Annotated in this window: 18 protein-coding genes; 8 read left to right on the forward strand and 10 right to left on the reverse strand. The window is 73.2% G+C overall.

The genetic code is table 11. From position 1 onward, the window contains the following. Positions 1-14: 14 nt before the first annotated feature. Genes ACEZDE_RS05800 through ACEZDE_RS05810 form a run of 3 tightly spaced genes read right to left on the reverse strand, consistent with a single transcriptional unit; the run spans position 15 to position 3647 of the window. Positions 15-788 (reverse strand): SDR family NAD(P)-dependent oxidoreductase, encoded by a 774-nt coding sequence (locus tag ACEZDE_RS05800; RefSeq protein ID WP_380533125.1) that lies wholly within the window; start codon positions 786-788, stop codon positions 15-17. Then, positions 788-2053: a cytochrome P450 gene (locus ACEZDE_RS05805; protein WP_380533128.1), complete on the reverse strand. Its 1266-nt coding sequence runs from the start codon at positions 2051-2053 to the stop codon at positions 788-790. Before ACEZDE_RS05805 ends, ACEZDE_RS05800 begins: the two co-directional genes overlap by 1 nt. 46 nt (positions 2054-2099) lie before the next feature. Continuing rightward, positions 2100-3647: an amino acid adenylation domain-containing protein gene (locus ACEZDE_RS05810; protein ID WP_380533130.1), complete on the reverse strand. Its 1548-nt coding sequence runs from the start codon at positions 3645-3647 to the stop codon at positions 2100-2102. 180 nt (positions 3648-3827) lie between these two features. Here ACEZDE_RS05810 and ACEZDE_RS05815 point away from each other — a divergent pair, with 180 nt between their 5' ends. From ACEZDE_RS05815 to ACEZDE_RS05830, 4 genes are all read left to right on the forward strand, one after another. Further along, positions 3828-5024 (forward strand): NAD(P)/FAD-dependent oxidoreductase, encoded by a 1197-nt coding sequence (locus ACEZDE_RS05815; RefSeq protein ID WP_380533133.1) that lies wholly within the window; start codon positions 3828-3830, stop codon positions 5022-5024. 73 nt (positions 5025-5097) lie between these two features. After that, positions 5098-5325: an acyl carrier protein gene (locus tag ACEZDE_RS05820; RefSeq protein ID WP_380533136.1), complete on the forward strand. Its 228-nt coding sequence runs from the start codon at positions 5098-5100 to the stop codon at positions 5323-5325. Positions 5326-5356: 31 nt separating this feature from the next. Further along, positions 5357-6400, forward strand: a complete 1044-nt coding sequence (locus tag ACEZDE_RS05825; protein ID WP_380533138.1) for a ketoacyl-ACP synthase III family protein — start codon at positions 5357-5359, stop codon at positions 6398-6400. A gap of 136 nt (positions 6401-6536) precedes the next feature. Next, a complete protein-coding gene (locus ACEZDE_RS05830) occupies positions 6537-7826 on the forward strand; it encodes an MFS transporter (RefSeq protein ID WP_380533141.1) in 1290 nt (429 codons plus the stop codon). Here the strand turns inward: ACEZDE_RS05830 and ACEZDE_RS05835 are convergent. From ACEZDE_RS05835 to ACEZDE_RS05865, 7 genes are all read right to left on the reverse strand, one after another. Continuing rightward, entirely contained in the window at positions 7766-8503 is a 738-nt protein-coding gene (locus ACEZDE_RS05835; protein ID WP_380533144.1) for a thioesterase II family protein, read from the reverse strand. The two genes, ACEZDE_RS05830 and ACEZDE_RS05835, sit on opposite strands and share 61 nt — an antisense overlap. Continuing rightward, complete coding sequence (locus ACEZDE_RS05840; protein ID WP_380533147.1) at positions 8500-8706, reverse strand: DUF6059 family protein; 207 nt, start codon at positions 8704-8706, stop codon at positions 8500-8502. The genes ACEZDE_RS05835 and ACEZDE_RS05840 overlap by 4 nt, the downstream gene beginning before the upstream one ends. After that, complete coding sequence (locus tag ACEZDE_RS05845) at positions 8703-10472, reverse strand: acyltransferase domain-containing protein (protein ID WP_380533150.1); 1770 nt, start codon at positions 10470-10472, stop codon at positions 8703-8705. Before ACEZDE_RS05845 ends, ACEZDE_RS05840 begins: the two co-directional genes overlap by 4 nt. 146 nt (positions 10473-10618) lie before the next feature. Beyond that, positions 10619-10873: an acyl carrier protein gene (locus ACEZDE_RS05850; RefSeq protein WP_380533153.1), complete on the reverse strand. Its 255-nt coding sequence runs from the start codon at positions 10871-10873 to the stop codon at positions 10619-10621. Between the two features lie 38 nt (positions 10874-10911). After that, positions 10912-12129 (reverse strand): ketosynthase chain-length factor, encoded by a 1218-nt coding sequence (locus ACEZDE_RS05855; protein WP_380533156.1) that lies wholly within the window; start codon positions 12127-12129, stop codon positions 10912-10914. Continuing rightward, the gene (locus ACEZDE_RS05860; RefSeq protein WP_380533159.1) at positions 12129-13391 is read right to left on the reverse strand and encodes a beta-ketoacyl-[acyl-carrier-protein] synthase family protein; all 1263 of its coding nucleotides are present in this window, start codon (positions 13389-13391) and stop codon (positions 12129-12131) included. Before ACEZDE_RS05860 ends, ACEZDE_RS05855 begins: the two co-directional genes overlap by 1 nt. Positions 13392-13758: 367 nt before the next feature. Next, positions 13759-14553 carry an AfsR/SARP family transcriptional regulator gene (locus ACEZDE_RS05865; RefSeq protein ID WP_380533162.1) on the reverse strand — a complete coding sequence of 265 codons (795 nt, stop codon included), beginning with the start codon at positions 14551-14553 and terminating at the stop codon, positions 13759-13761. Positions 14554-14817: 264 nt separating this feature from the next. Between ACEZDE_RS05865 and ACEZDE_RS05870 the strand changes: the two genes are divergently transcribed. The 4 genes from ACEZDE_RS05870 (at position 14818) to ACEZDE_RS05885 (ending at position 19449) form a co-directional block, all read left to right on the forward strand. Then, positions 14818-15081 carry a hypothetical protein gene (locus ACEZDE_RS05870; protein ID WP_380533165.1) on the forward strand — a complete coding sequence of 88 codons (264 nt, stop codon included), beginning with the start codon at positions 14818-14820 and terminating at the stop codon, positions 15079-15081. A gap of 7 nt (positions 15082-15088) precedes the next feature. Continuing rightward, on the forward strand, positions 15089-17362 hold the full coding sequence (locus ACEZDE_RS05875) for a TOMM precursor leader peptide-binding protein (RefSeq protein WP_380533168.1): 2274 nt from the start codon (positions 15089-15091) through the stop codon (positions 17360-17362). A 221-nt stretch (positions 17363-17583) separates the two neighbouring features. Continuing rightward, entirely contained in the window at positions 17584-18738 is a 1155-nt protein-coding gene (locus tag ACEZDE_RS05880; protein WP_380533171.1) for a sensor histidine kinase, read from the forward strand. A gap of 105 nt (positions 18739-18843) precedes the next feature. Next, positions 18844-19449 (forward strand): response regulator transcription factor, encoded by a 606-nt coding sequence (locus ACEZDE_RS05885; protein ID WP_380533174.1) that lies wholly within the window; start codon positions 18844-18846, stop codon positions 19447-19449. Positions 19450-19455 lie beyond the last annotated feature (6 nt).

Consider the following 19455-nt stretch of genomic DNA (forward strand, 5'->3'; position numbering starts at 1 on the left):
CGGTCGGAGAGGGGTCAGACCTGGCGGGCCCGGATCAGGTCCGCGCCGCCGTCCATGGTGATGATCTGGCCGGTCACCCAGGAGCTGTCCGGTTCGACCAGGCGGCCGATCCACAGGCTGACGTCCTCGGGCAGCCCGGTGCGGCCCAGCGGGACGCCCTGGGCGGCCTGCCCGAACAGCTCGTCGACCTGCTCGGAGGTCATCCCGTTGGACTCGTAGACCTCGGTGCGGACCCAGCCGGGGGCGACCGCGTTGACCCGGATGCCGCGCTCGGCCAGCTCCAGCGCCCAGGTCCTGGTGAGGCTGTTGACCGCGGCCTTGGTGGCCGCGTAGAGGGACACCGTGGGGGTCGGGTTGTGGCCGGCCGGGCTGGTCACGAAGACGATGTTGCCGCCGGGGGAGCGCAGTTGCGGCAGCAGCCGGTTGGTCAGCACCACCGTGCCCAGCACATTGGTGTCGAAGATGGCGCGGGCCGCGTCCACGTCGATCGAGCCGAGCGGGGCGATGTGGTGGATGCCCGCGTTGTGCACCAGCACGTCCACGCTGCCGCCGTGCTCGGCCACCGCGTCGGAGACGGTGTCCGCGCCCTTCTCGGTGCTGACGTCGGCGCAGACCGGGACGATCGCCGGGTGCAGCGCGGCGGCGTTGTCCAGCCGGTCCGGGCGGCGCCCGGTGACGATCACCGAGGCGGCGCCGCGCCGGGCGAACATCAGCGCCGTGGTCCGGCCGATGCCGGTGCCGCCGCCGGTCACCAGCACCCGCTGTCCTGCGAAGAGTTGATCGGTCATCAGTTGCTCCCGTCGGTGCCGGAGACGCCGCCGCCGAGTTCGACCGGCAGGGCGAGCAGGTTGTGGTTGACGTCGCCCACCCGCCAGCGCAGCTCGCGCTCGGCCACCGGCAGCCGGGCGTCCGGGAAGCGGCGGGTCAACTCCTCGATCGCGATCGCGAGTTCGACCCGGGCCAGCGGTGCGCCGAGGCACTGGTGGATGCCGTAGCCGAAGGCCAGGTGCGCGTTCTCCGGGCGGCCGAAGTCGACCCGCTCCGGGTCGGCGAACTCGGCCGCGTCCCGGTTGGCCGAGGCGAAGGCGAGGAACACGGCCTCGCCCGCGGCGATGGTGGCGCCGCCGAGGACGACCTCCTCGGTGGCGATCCTGGGCAGCCCCGAGGTGTCGTTGCCGGTCAGGTTGACCGTGCGGAGCAGCTCCTCGACCGCGGCCGGGACCTCCTCCGGGTGCTCGCCGAGCCGGCGCCAGGCGTCCGGGTGGTGTGCCAGCAGGGTCAGCACGAAGTTGGCGATCTGTCCGGCCGCCGAGTCGTAGCCGCCGCCGAGCAGGGTGTAGCCGAGGCCGACCAGCTCCTCGAAGCTGAGCCGGTCCTCGCCGTCCCTGGCCGCGATCAGGTCGGACAGCACGTCGTCGCCGGGGGCCTGGTGCTTGCTGCCGACCAGCCCGGCGATGTAGCCGCCGAGCGCCTCGCGGCCCTCGATCGCAGCCTCCTCCGGGCCGTTGACGTCGGCGAACAGCCGGACCCAGGTGTGGAACTGCTCGCGGTCCTGCTCGGGGACGCCCAGCAGTTCGCAGATCACCGCCATGGCCAGCGGCGAGGCGAACCCGGCCACCAGGTCGACCGCGGAGCCGTCCGCGGCCTGCTTCTCCAGGCCGTCCAGCAGCCGCCCGGCCAGTTCGCGGACCCGCGGGCCCATGCCCAGGATGCGCTCGGGCGAGAAGGCCTGGACGGCCAGGGTGCGCAGCCGGGTGTGGTCCGGCGGGTCCAGCGAGATGATCATGCCGGGGGGCGCCTGGAACAGGCCGCTGAACTTCGGCGCACTGGGCGCGTAGGACGCCGCCCGGCTGAACCGGGGGTCGTCCAGGACGGCCCGGACGTCGGCTGCCCTGGTCACGATCCAGGCGGTGCCCCCGCCGATCCAGTTGACCCGCACGACCGGGCGCTCGGCCCGGAGTTGGGTGAAGATCGGGTCGGGCCCCCGGTAGCTCGAACCCGGGAAGGGGAAGTCGGGCAGTTGGTCGATCGACGCGATCGGCTGGACGCTCATCGCGGTGCCTCCTGGTGAGAGCTGGGACAGCTGAGACAGTGGTTCGTCAGACGTAGATGGCGCGGGAGGACCAGTCCGGGGCGGGCAGCGCGCGCCGGTCGGTCTTGCCGTTGCCGGTGATCGGCAGCTCGTCCAGCTGCACGAAGGCCGCCGGGACCATGTAGTCCGGCACCCGGGCGGTCAGGTGCGCCCGCAGCGCCCGCCGGTCCAGGCCCTCGGGCTGCGCCGGGACGACCCAGGCCACCAGCCGGGGGTCGCCGAGGTGGCTCTCCCTGATCCCGACCGAGGCGGTGCGGACCTGCGGGTGCTCGGTCAGCAGGTTCTCGATCTCGCCGGGCTCGATCCGGAAGCCGCGCAGCTTGAACTGGTCGTCGATCCGGCCCTGGTACTCGACCACCCCGTCCGGGCGCTGCCGGACCAGGTCGCCGCTGCGGTAGTAGCGGCGCGGGCCCGCGGCCCCGGTCACCGCGGGGTCGGTCACCGTGACGAACTTCTGCTCCGTCAGTTCCGGCCGCTGCCAGTAGCCGCGGGAGACCCCGGCCCCGCCGATCCACAGCTCGCCAGGCGTCCCGGCCGGGACCGGGGCGCCGTCGTCGCCCATCACCAGCAGCTCGACGTTCTGCAGCGGGCTGCCGATCGGGACGGACGCGCCGAGGTCGGGGTCGCGGTCGATCCGGTGGCAGACCGCGAAGGTGGTGGTCTCGGTCGGCCCGTAGCCGTTGACGATCCCGAGGCCGGGGAAGGCGTCCCTGAGTGTGCGCAGATGCGGCACGGACAGCACGTCGCCGCCGGCCAGAACCGTCCCGAGACCGGCGAACGCCTGGATGTCCACGTCGATCTGACGGTGGAACAGGGCCGCCGTCAGCCAGAGCACGCTGACCCCGTTGTCCCGCAGCAGCGGGCCCAGGTCCTCCGGGTGCACCTGTCCCGGCGGGGCCAGCACCAGCCGGGCCCCGTTCAGCAGCGCGCCCCAGATCTCGAAGGTGGCCGCGTCGAAGGCGACCGGCGCCAGCTGCAGGATCCGGTCGTCCGGGCCGAGGCCGACGTAGTTGGGGTCGGTCACCAGGTTGGTGATGTTGCGGTGCTCGACCGCGACCGCCTTGGGCAGTCCGGTGGAGCCCGAGGTGTACATCAGGTAGGCGAGGTGGTGCGGCTCGACCGGGACCGGGGGCGTCGGCGCGGCCAGACCGTCCCGGGGCTGCTCCGGGACGGCGAAGGCGAGCCGGCCGAGGGCGGTGAAGCCCTGCGCGCCGAAGCGGTCGCAGACCACCACCCGCGCGTCCGCGTCCACCAGCATCCGGGCGATCCGCGGCTCCGGGTCGGTCACCGACAGCGGGAGGTAGGCCGCGCCCGCCTTGAGCACCCCGAGCAGCGCCACCACCAGCTGCGGCGAGCGCTCCATCGAGACGGCGACCCGGTCGCCCGGCGCCACCTCGCCCTCGGTGGCCAGCTGCTGGGCCAGCAGGTCCGACCAGGCGTCCAGTTGGGCGTAGCTGAGGCTGTGGCCGTCCGCGGAGACGGCCACCGCGTCGGGCGTCCTGGCCGCCTGTTCCCGGAATGCCTCGGGTACCGCCTTCGCCTGCACTGCGAACATCGCTTTCCCCTTGTCGCCGCCGCTCTGCGGACAGGCCGTAGCTGTCGACCGGGAAGGCAGTGTCGGCGACCGGGCTCGACTGCCGCTGGACCCCTGCGGGGCCGCCTCGGGGTCGAGCCGCTCTCAAGACCCGCGTGTCACCGTTCGGTCAGCTTGTTGGCTTCAGCCTGGAGGTCCGGAATGTACGACGTGATCGTGGTGGGCGCCCGTGTGGCGGGCGCCTCCACAGCGCTGCTGTTCGCGCAGGCCGGCTACCGCGTCCTCCTCGTCGACAGGGCCCGGTTCCCCAGCGACACCCTGTCCACGCACTACATCCACCAGCCGGGGATCGACCGGATGGCGCGCTGGGGCGTGCTCGACGCGGTCCGGGCCACCGGCCTGCCGCTGCTGGAACGGACCGTCTACCAGGTGGCGGACGTCCGCCTGGACAGCACCGTCCCGGACACGCCGGAGCAGCCCGCCCCCTGCGCGCCGCGGCGGCACCTGCTCGACAGCATCCTGATCGACGCGGCGGTGGCGGCCGGGGCGGAGTTCCGGGAGGGCTTCTCGATCTCCGGGCCGCTGTTCGAGGACGGCCGGGTGGTCGGTGTGGAGCACCGCTCCACGGCCGGGGTCACCGTGCAGGAGCGGGCCCGGCTGGTGGTCGGCGCGGACGGCATGCGCTCCACCTTCGCCCGCGGCGTCGGTGCCGGGTTCACCGTCGAGGACGAACTGAACAGCTGCATCTACTACACCTACTGGGAGGGGATCCAGGCCGACTTCGAGCTGTACGAGCAGCCCGGACGCTGGGTCGGCGCGGTCCCCACCAACGACGGCGCGACCCTGATCGCCGCCTACCGGCCGCAGGACCGCTTCGACGAGGTCAGGGCCGACGCCCTGGCCAACTACCTGGACAACATCCGGATCACCGCGCCCGACCTGTTCGAGCGCGCCCAGTCCGGCAGCACGGTCGAGCGGCTGCGCGGGACCGGCGACCAGCAGAACTTCTTCCGCCAGGCGAGCGGCCCCGGCTGGGCCCTGGTCGGCGACGCCGCGCACCACAAGGACTCGATCACCGCGCGCGGCATCAGCGACGCGTTCCTGCAGGCCGACCTGCTCGCGGAGAGCGTGGGCAGCGGGCTGCAGGACCCGGCGCGGCTCGACCGGAGCCTCGCCGTCTACGCCGAACGGCACCAGGACGAGCTGTTCGAGGGGTACCGCAACACCCTGTTCACCAGCCGCCTGGAGGTCCAGCCGGAGCGGCTGGCGATGCTGCGCGCGATCCAGCAGTCGCCGTTCCTGACGGAGCGCTACTTCGCCGCGGCGGCCGGCAGCGTGTCCGTCGACGAGCTCTACGTCGACGAGCTGTACCAGCTGATGGACGCCGCCTCCGCGTGAGCGGCGCCACGCCGGCCGACCCGCCCGTCCCGCTATCAGCCCAACCCAGCCCAGCCCAACCATGGAGGCAACCGTGACCGCACAGGAATGGGAACGAGAGCTCTGCGCGATCTACGCAGACCTCCTCGGGATTCCGGACATCACCCCGCAGGACAGCTTCTTCGACCTGGGCGGACACTCGCTGCTGGCGTCCAAGCTGGTGCGCCGGATCAACGCCGAGTTCGGCGCCAGCGTGCCGATCCGCCGGATCTACGACGTGCCCACGCCCGAGGCCCTCGCCAAGCACCTGTCCGCGGCCTGAGCCGCAGCCTGAGCACCGAAGGAGCCCGACAATGCGTTGGAACAACCTGTACGTCGCCGGGGTGGGGACCTACCTGCCCGAGCGGATCGAGACCGCCGCCGAGGCCATTGCCGACGGCCGCTACACCGCCGAGCGGCAGGCCGTGAACGGCTACCGCTCGGTCCGGCTGGCCGCCCCCGACGAGACCGGCCCGATCATGGCGGCGCAGGCCGGCCGGCAGGCGGTGGCCCGCTCCGGGCACGCCTCGGAGGAGTTCGGCCTGGTGCTGCACTCCTACATCGGCCACCAGGGGCTCGACCTGTGGACGCCCGCCAGCTACGTGCAGCGGGAGACGGTCGGCGGGAGCGCGGTGGCGTTCGAGATCAAGCAGGGCTGCAACGGGATGATGGCGGCGGTCGAGGTCGCCGCCTCCTATCTGACCAGCCGTCCGGACATCACCGCGGCGCTGATCACCGGCGGCGACGCGTTCCGGATGCCGTTCATCGACCGCTGGGGCTCGGACGAGCAGACCGTCGAGGGCGACGGCGCGGGTGCCCTGGTGCTGTCCACCCGGGCCGGGTTCGCCCGGGTGCGGGCCACCTTCTCGATCGGCGACTCCTCGCTGGAGCCGATGGGCCGGGCCGGCAACAACTGGACCGACACCCCGTTCCAGGACGGCGAGCCGGTCGGGGTCGCAGCCCGCAAGAAGAGCTACCTGCTGGCCGAGGACATGGACCTGGAGGGGGCGATCGACAAGATCTCCGCCAACGTCCAGCTGTCGCTGAAGCAGGTGCTGCTGGAGGCGGAGGCCGAGCTGTCGGACATCCGCTTCTTCCTGCACCAGAACATCGCCGACTCGATCGCCTCGCACGCCATCTACGGCCTGCTCGGCGTCGACCGCTCCACCTCCACCTACGACTGGGGCCAGGGCCTGGGCATGGTCGGCACCGCCGACCCGGTCATCGGCCTGGACCACGTCATCGCCACCCGCAACCCGAAGCCCGGAGACCTCGCCGTCCTGCACGGCGCGGGCGCGGGCTACGTCTGGACCGTCGCCGTCCTGGAGTTCCTGGAAACCCCCGAGTGGAACGACTGACGGTGTACCCGGAGGGGCGGACCGGCCACAAGCCGGTCCGCCCCTCGTCGGTTCCTCCAGACTTGCCCACGATCCGAGACCACTGGGTGACCCGGCGACCGCTGCCCCGCGCCGTCCGCTGCGGAACGATGACCGGATGAGCACCGCGACGGGGATGCGAGCAGTCGTCCAGATCTCAGGCCCCGCCCTTCCGGCGATCTCGTTCGCGGCGCGGCTGCCCGCCGCGATCTGCCCGATCGGCACCCTGCTGATGCTGACCGAGCTCAACGGCATCGGCGCGGCCGGAATCACCGCCGGGATGCTGTGGACCGGCCAGGCCGTGGGCGGACCGTTCCTCGGCCGCTACGCCGACCGCCGCGGCCACCGCCCGGTGATCCTGGCCGCCTCGCTGGCCAACGCCGCGGCCATCGCGGTCCTCGTCGTCTCGGCGCTCACCGCGATGCCGCTGCCGGTGCAGGTCGCGCTGGCCGGTGCGGTCGGGGTCACCGTGCCGCAGATCGGTCCGCTGTCCCGCACCCGCTGGATCGTCCTGACCACGCCCGCGAACGGTGCGGGCCCGGACGCCGCGAGGGAGTTGACCCGTCGTGCGCTCTCCTTCGACACGGCCGTCGACGAGGTGGGCTTCATGGTGGGACCGGCGCTCGCCGGGGTGATGGTGGTCCTGGTCCACCCGGCGGCCGGGCTCGCCCTCGCCGGGGCCCTCATCGCCGTGTTCGGCACCCTCTTCGCGCTCCACCCCACCGCGCCGCCCGGGACGGTGGCCCCGGCCTCCTCCACGGTGAGGCTGCTGCGCCCGGCGCTGGTCGCGCTGTTCGCCATGGCGCTGCTGCAGGGGATGGTCTGGGGCAGCGCCAACGCCGGCACCAGCGCGCTCTGCGCGCACCTCGGCGCCACCGGGACGGCCGGATTCGTCTGGGGCGCCATGGCGGTGACCAGCTCGGCCGCCGGTCTGCTGGTCACCCTGCGGCCGAGCGCCCTGGAACTGACGCTGCAACTCCGGATCGCCATCGCCGCGCAGGCGCTGCTGCTGCTCCCGCTGCTGGTCGTCGGCGGCTTCCTCGGCGCCGCCGCCGCCGTCGCCGGGATCGGACTCGCGGTGGCCCCGCACCTGATCGCGGTGTTCACCCTCGCCGAGCGGGTCGCCCCGCTGGAGCGGATGGGGGAGGCCATGGCCGTCCTCGGCAGCGGCCTGATCATCGGTCAGGGCGTCGCCGCACTGGCCGCCGGGCAGCTGGCCCAGCACTTCGGCTACCACAGCGCCTTCGTGCTGACCTGCGGCTGCGGCGTCGGAGCGGTTGTGGTCGCGCTGGTGTTCGTCCGCCCCGGAGTGATGGGGCTGCCCCGCGCCGCGCGCTCGCCGGGGCGCTATTCCCCCAGCCGTCGGCAGATGTCGGTGACCAACTCGCGTTCCAGCGGCTCCAGGTAGAAGTGGTCGCCGGGGAAGACCCGGAGCGCGAAACCGGCCCGGGTCCAGCCGGACCAGGCCCGAGCGGCCTCGACCTCGCAGTCGGGATCGCGGGTGGCGCTGTAGGCGGTGATCGGGCAGTCCAACGGCTCGGCGTCATAGGGGATGTAACGGGCCATCAACTGGAAGTCGGCGCGGATGGCGGGCAGCGCCAGCTCCAGCAGGTCCGGGTCGTCCAGGACGTCCAGCGAGGAGCTGCCCAGCTCGCGGATCTTGGCCAGGATGGACGTGTCGTCCAGCTGCCGCGGACGGCGCAGCAGCTGCGGGGCGCGCGCGCCGGAGACGAACACGTGTGCCGGGACGATGCCGTGACGGTGCGTCAGCCGGAGTGCGGTCTCCCGGGCCAGCGCCGCGCCCATGCTGTGGCCGAACAGCGCCAACGGGACGTCGCCCAGCGGCGCGAGCGCCTCGGCGAGGTCGTCGGCCAGCTGCTCCAGCGACGCGGCGAAGGGGTCGGCGATCCGGTCCTGGCGGCCCGGGTAGCAGGCCGCCAGGATCTCGACCCGGTCCGGCGCGTGCCTGGCCCAGGTGCGGAAGGCGGACGGGCCGCCGCCGCCGTGCGGGAGGCAGAGCAGCCGGACGGCCGGGCGGCCGGGGGCCGGCCGATCCGTCCGGTAGCTGCGGAACCACTTGTTCATGACGTCAGCTGGTGTTCCATGAAGCGCTCGAACTCGCTCAGCGGCTCGTCCGGGACCAGCCGTTCCGGGTGCAGCGGCGGCGGGCCGACCGGCTCCGGTTCCGGCTCGGGGCCGTACTCGTCGGGCAGCGGGGAGTGGACCCAGAGCAGGCCGAAGTCGATCACGGCCTGTCCGAGCAGTCGCAGCAGGGTACGGAGGGTCACGGCTGTCCGATCGTCGCCAGGCGGCGCGGTGACTCGACGCCGCCGTCCGCGCTCCAGTTCCACAGGTGGGCCAGCGCCTGCTGGTTGAGGTCGTGGCCCTCGGTCCAGATCCGCGCGGCGGCGGTGAGCACCGAGGTCCGGTCGCCCTCCGCGGTGCCGGGCCTGGCCGGGAGCAGCGGGATCGCCGCGCTGGCGCCCAGCCGCACCGCGCGGTGCCGCCGGGCGAACGCGGTGAGCGTCTGCCGCGGTCCGGCCTCGACCAGCAGCACGTCGTCCGCGGCGAGCAGCTGTTCCAGCGCCGGGGCGAACTGCACCGTGTCGGTGATCTGACGGGCCCAGTAACGGGGGCTCAGCGCCTCGTCGGCGGTCATCAGTTCGCCGGTGTAGCCGGAGTAGAGCGGGATCTCCGGCGGATTGAGCCGGATCCGCCGGTAGGCGACCTCCACCGCGTCCGAGGCAGGCGCCATCGCCGGGCAGTGGAACGGGCTGGTGGCGGGGACGGCGACCACGGTGTAGTCGTCGGCGCGCAGCGCGGTCGCCACCGCGGCCAGCGGCTCGGACGGCCCGGCCAGCATGGTCTGCTGGTTGGCGTTGACCGCGGCGATCGCCACGTCGCCGAAGAGGTAGGGGCGCAGCGCGTCGGCCGAGGCGGCGACCGCGAGCATCCCGCCGGCCGGGATCTTCACCGCGTGCCGGACCCGCTCCCGCATCATCGCCACGCCGTCGGCCAGCGACACCACCCCGGCCAGGGTGGCGGCGACCAGCTCCCCGGCGCTGTGGCCGAGCAGCGCGGCGGGCCGCACCCCCCAGCTGAGCACCAGGCGGCCGAGCGCGTAGTCCACCGCGAACAGCAGCGGCTGGGCCCGCCGGACGTCGTCGACGGCGATGGTCTGCTCGGCGGCGGGCCGGAGCCAGTCGGCCCTGACCGCCGCGCCCTCCTCGCCGAAGAGGTCGAACACCGCGTCGACGGCGGCGGTGAAGACCGGCTCGTTGCGGTAGAGCCCGGCGGCCATCGCGGTGTGCTGGGAGCCCTGGCCCGGGAACAGCAGCGCGATCGGCCGGGGCCGCCGGGTGCTGACCGCGGCGGCCTTGCCGACGGCGGCCGAGGCCTGGGCGGCGGTGGTCACCGCGGCGGCCCGCTGCGGGCCGAGCGCCTGGCCGCAGGGGACCGAGGTGGGCAGTTCGGGGAAGGCGTCGGGGTGGATCTCGTCGAGCATGGAGCGCAGCTCGTGCCGGACCCGGGCCTCGTCCGCCTCGTCGTTGCCGGACCAGAGCAGCAGCCGGTGCCGCTCCGGGTCCTGGTCGGTGCGGCGGCGGCCGTAGCGCAGCGGGCGCAGCACCGGGGCGCTGTCGGAGTCGCCGTCCAGGCCGGTCAGCACGCCGATGACGGTGTCCGACTCGGCCAGCGCCTCGGCGGCGCGGCGCAGCAGTTGGACCGTCAGCGCGCCGGTGGCGGGATCGTCCAGGGTGGCGACCAGGGCCAGGTCGACCCGCTTGCTGTGCAGTTCGGCGTGGGCCTGGCGGAGCGCCGCCCCCGGTGAGGCGAGGGTGTGCACCGGCAGGCCCTGGTGGCTGGTGGCCAGCAGGCTGCGGATCACGAAGCCGCCGAGGAAGACGGCGCTCCGGGCGGGCAGGCTCTCCGGTCCGCCGCGTCCCAGTGACTGGAGCAGGGGACCGGGGACGTCGGTCGCGGTCCTGCGCAGGGGGCCCGTCCCGGCCTCGACCGTCAACCGGCGGATCACTGCCGTGTGTGCTGTGAGCGGCATCGATGCTCTCCTAACCGAGAACAAGGGGGTGAAGAGGTGGGGACAAGCGGACCGCCCCGCCAGGGGGAGGGCGGGGCGGTGGCTTGGGTGCCGCGCTGGTCGGCGGCGTCGGTGGGACGGTGGGACGGTGGGACGGTGGGACGGGCTCAGGCCGCGGTGTTGATGAGCGCCAGCAGCGCCCGCGGGGTCTCCGCGTCCACGACCGCGTCGTCCGGGACGACCACGCCGTAGTCGCGCTGGATCTGGCCGATGACCTGGAGCAGCGCCAGCGAGTCGTAGCCGAGATCGATGAAGGGGGTGTCGATGACGTCGCCGTCCAGGTCGACGCCCTCCTCCTCGCCCGCGCTCTCCCGCAGCATCCGGGTCAGGTCGGTCAGGGTCACCTCGGTGGTGATGCGCATGGCTGTTCCTCTCTGGAGTGGTGTGGCTGGTGCGGTGGTCAGGAGGTGCGGCGGACGACGAGGGCGGCGTTGAAGCCGCCGTGCCCGCGGGTGAGGACCAGCGCGGACCGCAGCCGCGCCTCCCTGGCCTCGGTGACCAGGTCGATGGTGAGCTCCGGTGCGGCGGCGCCCACGTTCACGGTCGGCGGGATCACCCCGTCCCGCAGCGCCAGCAGCGCGGTGGCCACGTCCAGGGCCGACCCGCCGGCCAGCAGCCGTCCGGTCATGGTCTTGGGCGCGGTGACCGGGACGGCGCGGTCGCCGAACAGCTCGCTGATCGCCTGGGCCTCGGCCCGGTCCAGCTCCGGTACGCCGGAGGCGTCGGCGAACACCACGTCGATGTCGGCCGGGGTGAGCCCGGCGTCCTCGATCGCGTTGCGCGCCGCCCGCAGGAAGCCGGACGGACGGCCGGTCTCCGGGGCCGGGTCCAGGGTGGCCGCGTAGCCGGCGATCTCGCCGTAGACCTGGCTCGCCCCGCGCTCGCGGGCCGAGTCGGCGTCCTCGGTGACCAGGATCGCGCCGCCCTCGCCGGGGACGTACCCGGAGGCGTCCGCGGAGAAGGGCAGGTAGGCGCGGGCCGGGTCGGCGACCGTGCTCATCAGCCCGGAGGCGATCTGCGGCACCCAGCCCCACGGGCACAGTGCCGCGTCCACGCCGCCGGCCACGATCAGCGGGAAGCCCTTGCGGACGTGCCGTCGGGCCTGGCCGAGCGAGTCGATCCCGCCGGCCTGCTCGGTGAGCAGCACCCCGCTGGGGCCGCGCATCTCGTGCCGGATCGAGATCTGACCGGTGTTCACCGCGTAGAACCAGGCGAAGGACTGGTACGCGCTGACGTACTCCTTGCCCTTGCTCCACAGGTTCTGCAGCTCGCGCTGGCCGAACTCGACCGCGCCGCCGGAGGCCGAGGTGACCACGCCCATGCCGAACTCGGGCAGCTGGCCCGGCTCGACCCCGGCGTCCTTGATCGCCCAGTCGGCCGCGGTCAGCGCCAGCCGGGTCATGTGGTCGGTCTGCGGCATCAGCCGGCTGGGGATGTGCTCCTCGGCGGTGAAGCCGGGGACCTCGCCGCCGACGGTGGACGGGTACTGGCCGGGGTCGAACCGGGTGACCCGGGCCAGGCCCGAGTCGCCGGCCAGGGTTGACTTCCAGTAGTCCTCGGTGCCGAGGCCGTTGGGCGCGACGATGCCCAGGCCGGTCACCACAGTGGTCGGGCTCATCACAGGCTCCTGTCCGGCCGCGCCAGGACCATCGCGCTCTGGAAGCCGCCGAAGCCGCTGCCGACGCTGAGGACCGCGTCGGTCTGCTTCTCACGGGCGACCAGCGGGATGTAGTCGAGGTCGAGCTCCGGGTCGGGTTCGTGCAGGTTGGCGGTGGGCGGCAGCAGCCCGTGCTCCATCGCCAGCGCGCAGGCGGCGATCTCCAGCGAGCCGATCGCGCCCAGCGAGTGGCCGATCATCGACTTGATGGAGCTGATCGGGGTGCGGTAGGCGTGCTCGCCGAGGCTGAGCTTGAACGCGCCGGTCTCGTGCCGGTCGTTCATCTTGGTGCCGCTGCCGTGGGCGTTGATGTAGTCGAGCGCCTCCGGTGCGAGCCGGGCCTCTTCCATGGCCGCGTCGATGGCCTGGGACATCTCCCGGCCGTCGGCCTTGAGCCCGGTCATGTGGTACGCGTTGCAACGGGCGGCGAAGCCCGCGATCTCCGCGTAGATGTGCGCGCCGCGCCGGACCGCGCTGTCCAGCTCCTCCAGGATCAGCACCGCCGCGCCCTCGCCGAGGACCAGGCCGCTGCGGGTCCGGTCGAACGGCCGGCAGGCGTGCTCCGGGTCGTCGTTGCGCGGGGTGGTGGCGTGGATGGCGTCGAAGCAGGCCGAGGTGATCGGGGAGATCGGGGCCTCGGTCGCGCCGGCCACCATCACGTCGGCGCTGCCCTCGCGGATCAGGTCGACGGCGTGGCCGAGCGAGTCCAGACCCGAGGTGCAGCCGGTGGAGACCACCGCGGCCGGGCCCTCGGCGCCGGCCGCGCGGCCGACCGCGGAGGCCATCGAGCTGGGCACGAAGTGCCGGTAGAGCTCCGGCCCCGCGGACTCGTGGTCCACGTTCCACTTGCGGCCGCCGTTGCTGACCACCGCGTACTCGCGCTCCAGGCTGGTGGTGCAGCCGACCGCGCTGCCCAGCGAGGTGCCGACCCGGTACGGGTCGAGCGCGGCGAAGTCCAGGCCGCTGTCGGCGATCGCCTCACGGGTGGACACCACCGCGAACTGGGCCGCGCGGTCGAGCCGGCGGATCTCCTGCGGGCTGAGGCCCGCGGCGGCCGGGTCGAAGTCGCACTCCGCGGCGACCTGCGAGCGGAAGGGGGAGGCGTCGTAGAAGGAGATGGAGCGGGTGGCCGTGCGGCCCGCGGTGAGCAGCTCCCAGTAGTTCTTGACCCCTACCCCGCCGGGCGCCACGACGCCCAGGCCGGTGATGACGACTCTGCGCATCGCTGCTACCTCCCCTTCTCGGAAGCGGGGCGCGGGTGCGCGCGCCTGCCGGATGGAACTGTGCGGGCCACTGTGATCCCCTTCGGTCGGGCCGCTCCTGGATCGGTGCCGGGTGGCCGGGGCGGTTCCGGATCGTGTCCTGCTCCGCCCCGGCTGACCATGCCCGGACAGCGACGGGCTTGTGACGCGCTGCCGGTCCGGTGAGGTCATGGTTCGGGTGGGTGCTCGACACCGGCTCGTATCCGCGTGGACCGTCCCGAAAGAAGTAACTCGTATACGAACTGTAGGGGCGAACCGTTTCGGCGCCCACGCCCGGAGGGGGCGCGGAGCCGAGGAACGGTCCTGCGGGGGGAGGCAGGGAGGGGTGTCAGACGATCGTGGCCACGCTGAGGTCCAGCGCGGGATCGGCGGACAGGACGGCCTGCTGCAGTCGGCGCAGCCGGGGCGAGGGCTCCAGGCCCAGCTCCTCGACCAGGGTCTCGCGCAGCCGCTGGTAGGCCTCCAGGGCCCGCCAGGCGCCGCCGGAGCGGTGGGTGGCCAGCATGAGCTGCGCGCAGAAGCTCTCGTGCATCGGATGACGCGCCGTCAGTACCCGGAGTTCGGGCACGATCTCGGCGTGCCGGCCCAGGCGCAGGTCGGCGTCGATCCGGCGCTCGAGGGCCGCTATCCGGTTCTCGTCCATCCGCAGCACCTCCAGCTCCAGTACGCTGCCGACCCGGACGTCGACCAGCGCCGGACCGGTCCACAGCGCCAGGGCGGCGCCGAGCAGGTCGGACGCCGCCCGGTAGTCCTGGGCGTCGTAGGCGGCCCGCCCGGAGGCGGTGAGCTGTTCGTACTCCTGTGCGTCGACCTGGCCCGGCTGCACCTGCAGCAGGTAGCCGCCGTGCTGGGTCACCAGCACGTCCTTGGCCGAGCGCTCGGTGTCGCCGGCCAGCGCGGCGGCGATCCTGCGGCGCAACTGCAGGATGTAGGTCTGCAGGGTGGTCGCCGCGCTGCGCGGGACGTCCGGCCCCCAGATCTCCTCCATCAGCGTCGGCACCGTGACGACGTGATCTGCCTGAAGTGCGAGAAGTGCGAGTATCTGCCGCGGCTTGGCCGCGCTGGGCACCAGCGAGATCCCGCGTTCATGGGCGGTCAGCGGGCCCAGAACCTTGATTTCCATCGTGCACTCTCCTTTCGGCCTCACCTGCGGATCGACCGGTCGGCGGCTGCTGTCGCACGCCCAACCTGGAGCCTCGCAGCGCCCCCAGCCGGAAGCCAGTGATCCGTTCACGAGTGCCCTCGTGAAAATGTCATAGGGGGATGGTGACTCCAGCACTGTCCCGGTGAAGCCGGCGGTCAGCAGACTCCTCAACAGGAAAACGAACGGACCAGGCACCATTCGATGACGTGTCCGACATAAATTGGAGGCGCTCCCGTGCTGACCGTGACCGCGAACAGCCGCACCGCGACCCTGACCGATCCCGACGACCGGCGCAACGCCGAACTCGCGGCCCGCACCGGCCTCGAACCCGAGCTGGCCCAGCGCTACGCGGCCGACCCGGCCGCCGTCCTGGCGGAGTTCGGACTGTCCGCGACCGAGCCGCTGTACATCGGCGGCTCCTTCGACTCCGACGACTTCGTGATCGAGGACCTCGATCCCAAGTCCCTGTCGAACACCGTCGCCCTGCTCACCTACTGCGCCTCCTGACCGACCGATGACATCGATCGGTACCCGGGGCGACCTGCTCGGCTTCAAACCGCACCTGCGGGCCGAGGTCGTCCCGGGGGAGGCGGCCTACCTGTTCTCCTCCCGCGGTGTCACCGCGGTCAGGGGCACGCACATCGAGGCCCTGGTCCCCCTGCTGGACGGGACCAGGACCCTGGCCCGGCTGCTCGAGGACGCCGCACCGGCCGTCCCGCCCTCCGAGGCGGGCCGACTGGTCGGCCGGCTGGCCAGGGCCAACCTGGTCGGCTACCTGCACCCGGCGGCGGACCCGCGGGCGCACGCCTACTGGGAACTGGCCGGGGTCGACGGCGCCAGCGCCGAGTCGGCCGTGGCCGGACGCCCGGTCAGGCTGCTGACCGCGGGCGGCGTCTCGCCGGTCGAGGCGGTCGCCGCCTGCGCCTCGTCCGGGCTGCGGGTGACCGGGCCCGACGAGGCGCACCTGGCCGAGCTGACCGTGGTGCTGTGCGACGACTACCTGCACCCCGAGCTGGGCCGGATCGACGCCCGGCACCGGGCCGAGGGGCGGCCCTGGCTGCTGGCCAAGCCGGGCGGGGTCGAGCCGTGGATCGGCCCGGTCTTCCGCCCCGGCGCCGGGCCGTGCTGGTACTGCCTGGCGCACCGGCTGCGCGAGAAGCGCCGGGCCGACCTGCCGGTGCAGCGCGCGCTCGGCCTGGACGGCCCGGTGCTGCGGCCCGAGGCGTCGCTCACCGCGGGACGGGCGATAGGCCTGCAGGCCGCGGTGCTGATGGCGGCCCGCTGGATCGCCGGCGCCGAGGGGCAGGAGGACGCGGTGTGCACCATCGACACCCTCAGCCTGACCACCCGTCACCACCGGCTGCTCCGCCGCCCGCAGTGCTCCGCCTGCGGCGACCCGGGGCTGACCGCGGCACGGGCGCTGGCGCCGGTGCGCCCGCAGCCCCGGCCCAAGGCCTACGGCGCCGACGGCGGCGAACGGGCGCTCAGCCCGGACCAGGTGCTGGAGCGCTACGGCCACCTGGTCGGGCCGCTCACCGGGATCGTCGACGAGGTCCGCCGCGACCCCGGCCTGCCGCCCGGCATCAACGGCTATGTCTCCGGCCGGAACCTCGCGATCAGGGCGCACTCGCTGGCCGGGCTCCGCAGCGGCCTGCGCAACAGCAGCGGCGGCAAGGGGCTCACCGCGCGCGAGGCCGAGGTCGGCGCGCTCTGCGAGGCGGTGGAGCGCTACTCGGCCACCCGGCAGGGCGACGAGCCCGTGGTCAGGGACACCCTGCGCGGCCTCGGCGGCTCGGCGCTGCACCCGGACCGGTGCCAGCTGTTCGCCCCCTGGCAGTACCGCGAACGGGAGCGCTGGAACGCCGCCAACTCCTCGTTCCACCGGGTCCCCGCGCCGTTCGATCCGGCCCGCCCGGTGGAGTGGACCCCGGTCTGGTCGCTCACCGCGCAGACCCACCGCTACCTGCCCACCTCCATGCTGTACTTCGACTCCGCCCAGGGCGCCTGCACGGACGGCCCCTGGGCAGACTCCAACGGCAACGCGGCCGGGAGCAGCACCGAGGACGCGATCGTCCAGGGCTTCCTGGAACTGGTCGAGCGGGACGCGGTCGCCATCTGGTGGTACAACCGCACCCGGCACGCCGCGGTCGACCTGGACGCCTTCGACGCACCCTGGCTGGCGGAGCTGCGCGAGGCCTACGCCCGGATGCGGCGCCAGGTCTGGGTGCTGGACGTCAGCACCGACCTGGGCGTCCCGGTGATGGTCGCGGTCTCCCGGCGCACCGACAAGCCGGCCGAGGACCTGGCCTTCGGCTTCGGCGCGCACTTCGACCCGCGGATCGCGCTCAGCCGGGCCCTCACCGAGATGGGCCAACTGCTCCCCGCGGTGGTCGACGCCCGCGCCGACGGCACCGGCTACCGGCTGTCCGACCCGGGGCTGCTCTCCTGGTGGACCGGGGCCACCACCGCCAACCAGCCCTACCTGCTGCCCGATCCGGCGCTCAAGCCGCGCTCGCCCGGCAGCTACGACTACCGGCGCCGTCCCGACCTGCGGGACGACATCGTCGCGGCCGAGTCACTGGTCGCCGCCCGGGGGATGGAACTGCTGGTGCTCGACCAGACCCGGCCGGACGTGGGGCTGCCGGTGGTGAAGGTACTGGTGCCGGGGCTGCGCCACTTCTGGGCCCGGTTCGCGCTGGGACGGCTGTTCGACGTCCCGGTGGCGCTGGGGCGGCTGGACCGGCCGACCGGCCGGGACCGGCTCAACCCCGTTCCGCTGTTTGTTTGAACGTCGCCTTTCTCATGACTGCGTCAAGCTGGGCACGGTATCATCCCGGTTCAGTTGGGCAGGGCGACTTGGGGGCACGAGTGGATGGCAACCAGCTCAGGACAGCCGCCGTTACCACGCAAGCACCGTGCGAACCGGAGGAACACAAACCGGAACCGAGGCTGCGGAACGCACTGGGGACGACGGAATTACCAGCACCGAGATTCGCCCGCACGCTTACCGTGTTCGCCATATTGTGCTACTCCGCCATCGCGGTGACCAATGTGGCGACCTCGGGGGCGCGGAACGGCACCCTGATCGTCTTCACCGGGTGCATCGCCGCGGTCTTCGTCATACAGGTGGTCAACTCCTCGCCCAGGATCAGGTCCTGGTCGACCCGGAAGCGGCTGCTCGCCCTGGGCGGGCAGGCCGTGCTCACCTACGGGCCGGCCGTGGTCTTCGGCGTCGCCTGGGGCGGGATGCTGGGCTTCCTGGCCGGCTCGGTGCTGCTGCTGCTCAGCGGGCGCACCGCCTGGGTGATGTTCGGCGCGGTGGTCGCCAGCTCGCTGGTCTTCGCGGTGGCCTACCTGCACTCGCCGGTGGACATCGCCTACGTGGTCCAGTCGACCTCGCTGACCGGCCTGGTGATCTACGGTCTGACCCGGCTGTCCGACCTGGTGGAGGAGGTCAACGCGTCCCGGATCACCCTGGCCAGGGCAGCGGTGGGGCAGGAGCGGCTGCGGTTCGCCCGGGACCTGCACGACCTGCTCGGCTACAGCCTCTCCGCGATCACCCTGAAGACCGAGCTGATCCACCGTCTGGTCGGAGTCCGTCCGGACCGGGCCTGCGAGGAGATCGTCGGCGTGCTCGACATCTCCCGGCAGGCGCTCGCCGATGTCCGGCTGGTCGCCAGCGGCTACCGGGACATGTCCCTGGTCGCCGAGGCCGAGTCGGCTGCCCGGACGCTCCAGGCCGCGGACGTCCAGGCCGAGGTCGACATCTCCTGCGGCCGGCTGCACCCGGTGGTGGACACCGTGCTGGCCACCGCGCTGCGCGAGGGGATCACCAATGTGCTGCGGCACAGCAGGGTGCAGCACTGCTCCATCTCGGCCTCGCTGAACGGGGGCCTGGTGCGTATGAGTCTGGTGAACGACGGGGTGGAGGACCAGCGCGGGCAGTCACCCCCGCACAGCGGCAGCGGACTGGGCAATCTGCAGACCCGGCTCACCGCGATCGGCGGCATGGTGTCCGCCGGAGTGCGCGGCGACGGCCGGTTCCACCTGGACGTCGAGGCGCCGGTCCGCCAGGCCGGTCCGGCCGCGGCCGGCTCGGTGGCCGGGTCCGCGCCGGGCCCGTCCACCGGGGCCGTGTCGGAGCCTCGCGCCGCCGTCGGCTGACCGCCGTCGTACTGTTAACCCCACCCGTCCCTACCCGCGAGGACCGATCGTGCCCGCTCAGCCCAGACGCCCCGATGCCGGACCGCTCCGCTGGAGCCGGTCGCGGTGAGGATTCTGCTGGCCGAAGACGTGCACATGATCCGGGGGGCGCTGGTGGCGCTGCTGGAACTGGAGCCGGACTTCGAGGTGGTCGCCTCGGTCGACCGCGGCGACCTGATCGTGGCCGCCGCGGTGGAGACCAGACCCGAGGTGGCCGTGATCGACATCGACCTCCCCGGGATCGACGGCCTGACCGCCGCCACCAACCTCAGGGAGACCCTGCCGTCCTGCCGCACCCTCATCCTGACCAGCCTGGGGCGGCCGGGGACGCTGCGCCGGGCGATGGCGGCGCAGGTCTCCGGATTCCTGCTGAAGGACGCCCCGCCGGACCGGCTGGCGGCCGCGGTCCGGGTGGTCGCCTCCGGCGGGCGGGTGATCGACCCGCAGCTGGCCATGTCGGCCTGGGTCTCGCCCGGCAACCCGCTGTCCCCGCGCGAGCTGGAGGTGCTGCGGCTGGCCGCGGGCGGGGCCGACGCGGTGGAGATCGCCGGCCTGCTGTTCCTCTCCAAGGGGACCGTGCAGAACTACCTCACCTCGATCGTCACCAAGCTCTACGCCCGCAACCGGGTGGACGCCATCCGGATCGCCGAGGAAGCCGGCTGGATACCCTGACCGTCC

It is taken from the genome of Streptacidiphilus cavernicola (assembly GCF_042510955.1).
GTDB classification, from domain to species: Bacteria; Actinomycetota; Actinomycetes; order Streptomycetales; family Streptomycetaceae; genus Streptacidiphilus; species Streptacidiphilus cavernicola.

What these genes read in the sequence shown, in the direction of transcription:
- ACEZDE_RS05800 (WP_380533125.1), bottom strand. Translation starts at nt 788, where the DNA reads ATGACCGATCAACTCTTCGCAGGACAGCGGGTGCTGGTGACCGGCGGC.
- ACEZDE_RS05805 (WP_380533128.1), bottom strand. Translation starts at nt 2,053, where the DNA reads ATGAGCGTCCAGCCGATCGCGTCGATCGACCAACTGCCCGACTTCCCC.
- ACEZDE_RS05810 (WP_380533130.1), bottom strand. Translation starts at nt 3,647, where the DNA reads ATGTTCGCAGTGCAGGCGAAGGCGGTACCCGAGGCATTCCGGGAACAG.
- ACEZDE_RS05815 (WP_380533133.1), top strand. Translation starts at nt 3,828, where the DNA reads ATGTACGACGTGATCGTGGTGGGCGCCCGTGTGGCGGGCGCCTCCACA.
- ACEZDE_RS05825 (WP_380533138.1), top strand. Translation starts at nt 5,357, where the DNA reads ATGCGTTGGAACAACCTGTACGTCGCCGGGGTGGGGACCTACCTGCCC.
- ACEZDE_RS05830 (WP_380533141.1), top strand. Translation starts at nt 6,537, where the DNA reads ATGAGCACCGCGACGGGGATGCGAGCAGTCGTCCAGATCTCAGGCCCC.
- ACEZDE_RS05835 (WP_380533144.1), bottom strand. Translation starts at nt 8,503, where the DNA reads ATGAACAAGTGGTTCCGCAGCTACCGGACGGATCGGCCGGCCCCCGGC.
- ACEZDE_RS05845 (WP_380533150.1), bottom strand. Translation starts at nt 10,472, where the DNA reads ATGCCGCTCACAGCACACACGGCAGTGATCCGCCGGTTGACGGTCGAG.
- ACEZDE_RS05850 (WP_380533153.1), bottom strand. Translation starts at nt 10,873, where the DNA reads ATGCGCATCACCACCGAGGTGACCCTGACCGACCTGACCCGGATGCTG.
- ACEZDE_RS05855 (WP_380533156.1), bottom strand. Translation starts at nt 12,129, where the DNA reads ATGAGCCCGACCACTGTGGTGACCGGCCTGGGCATCGTCGCGCCCAAC.
- ACEZDE_RS05860 (WP_380533159.1), bottom strand. Translation starts at nt 13,391, where the DNA reads ATGCGCAGAGTCGTCATCACCGGCCTGGGCGTCGTGGCGCCCGGCGGG.
- ACEZDE_RS05865 (WP_380533162.1), bottom strand. Translation starts at nt 14,553, where the DNA reads ATGGAAATCAAGGTTCTGGGCCCGCTGACCGCCCATGAACGCGGGATC.
- ACEZDE_RS05875 (WP_380533168.1), top strand. Translation starts at nt 15,089, where the DNA reads ATGACATCGATCGGTACCCGGGGCGACCTGCTCGGCTTCAAACCGCAC.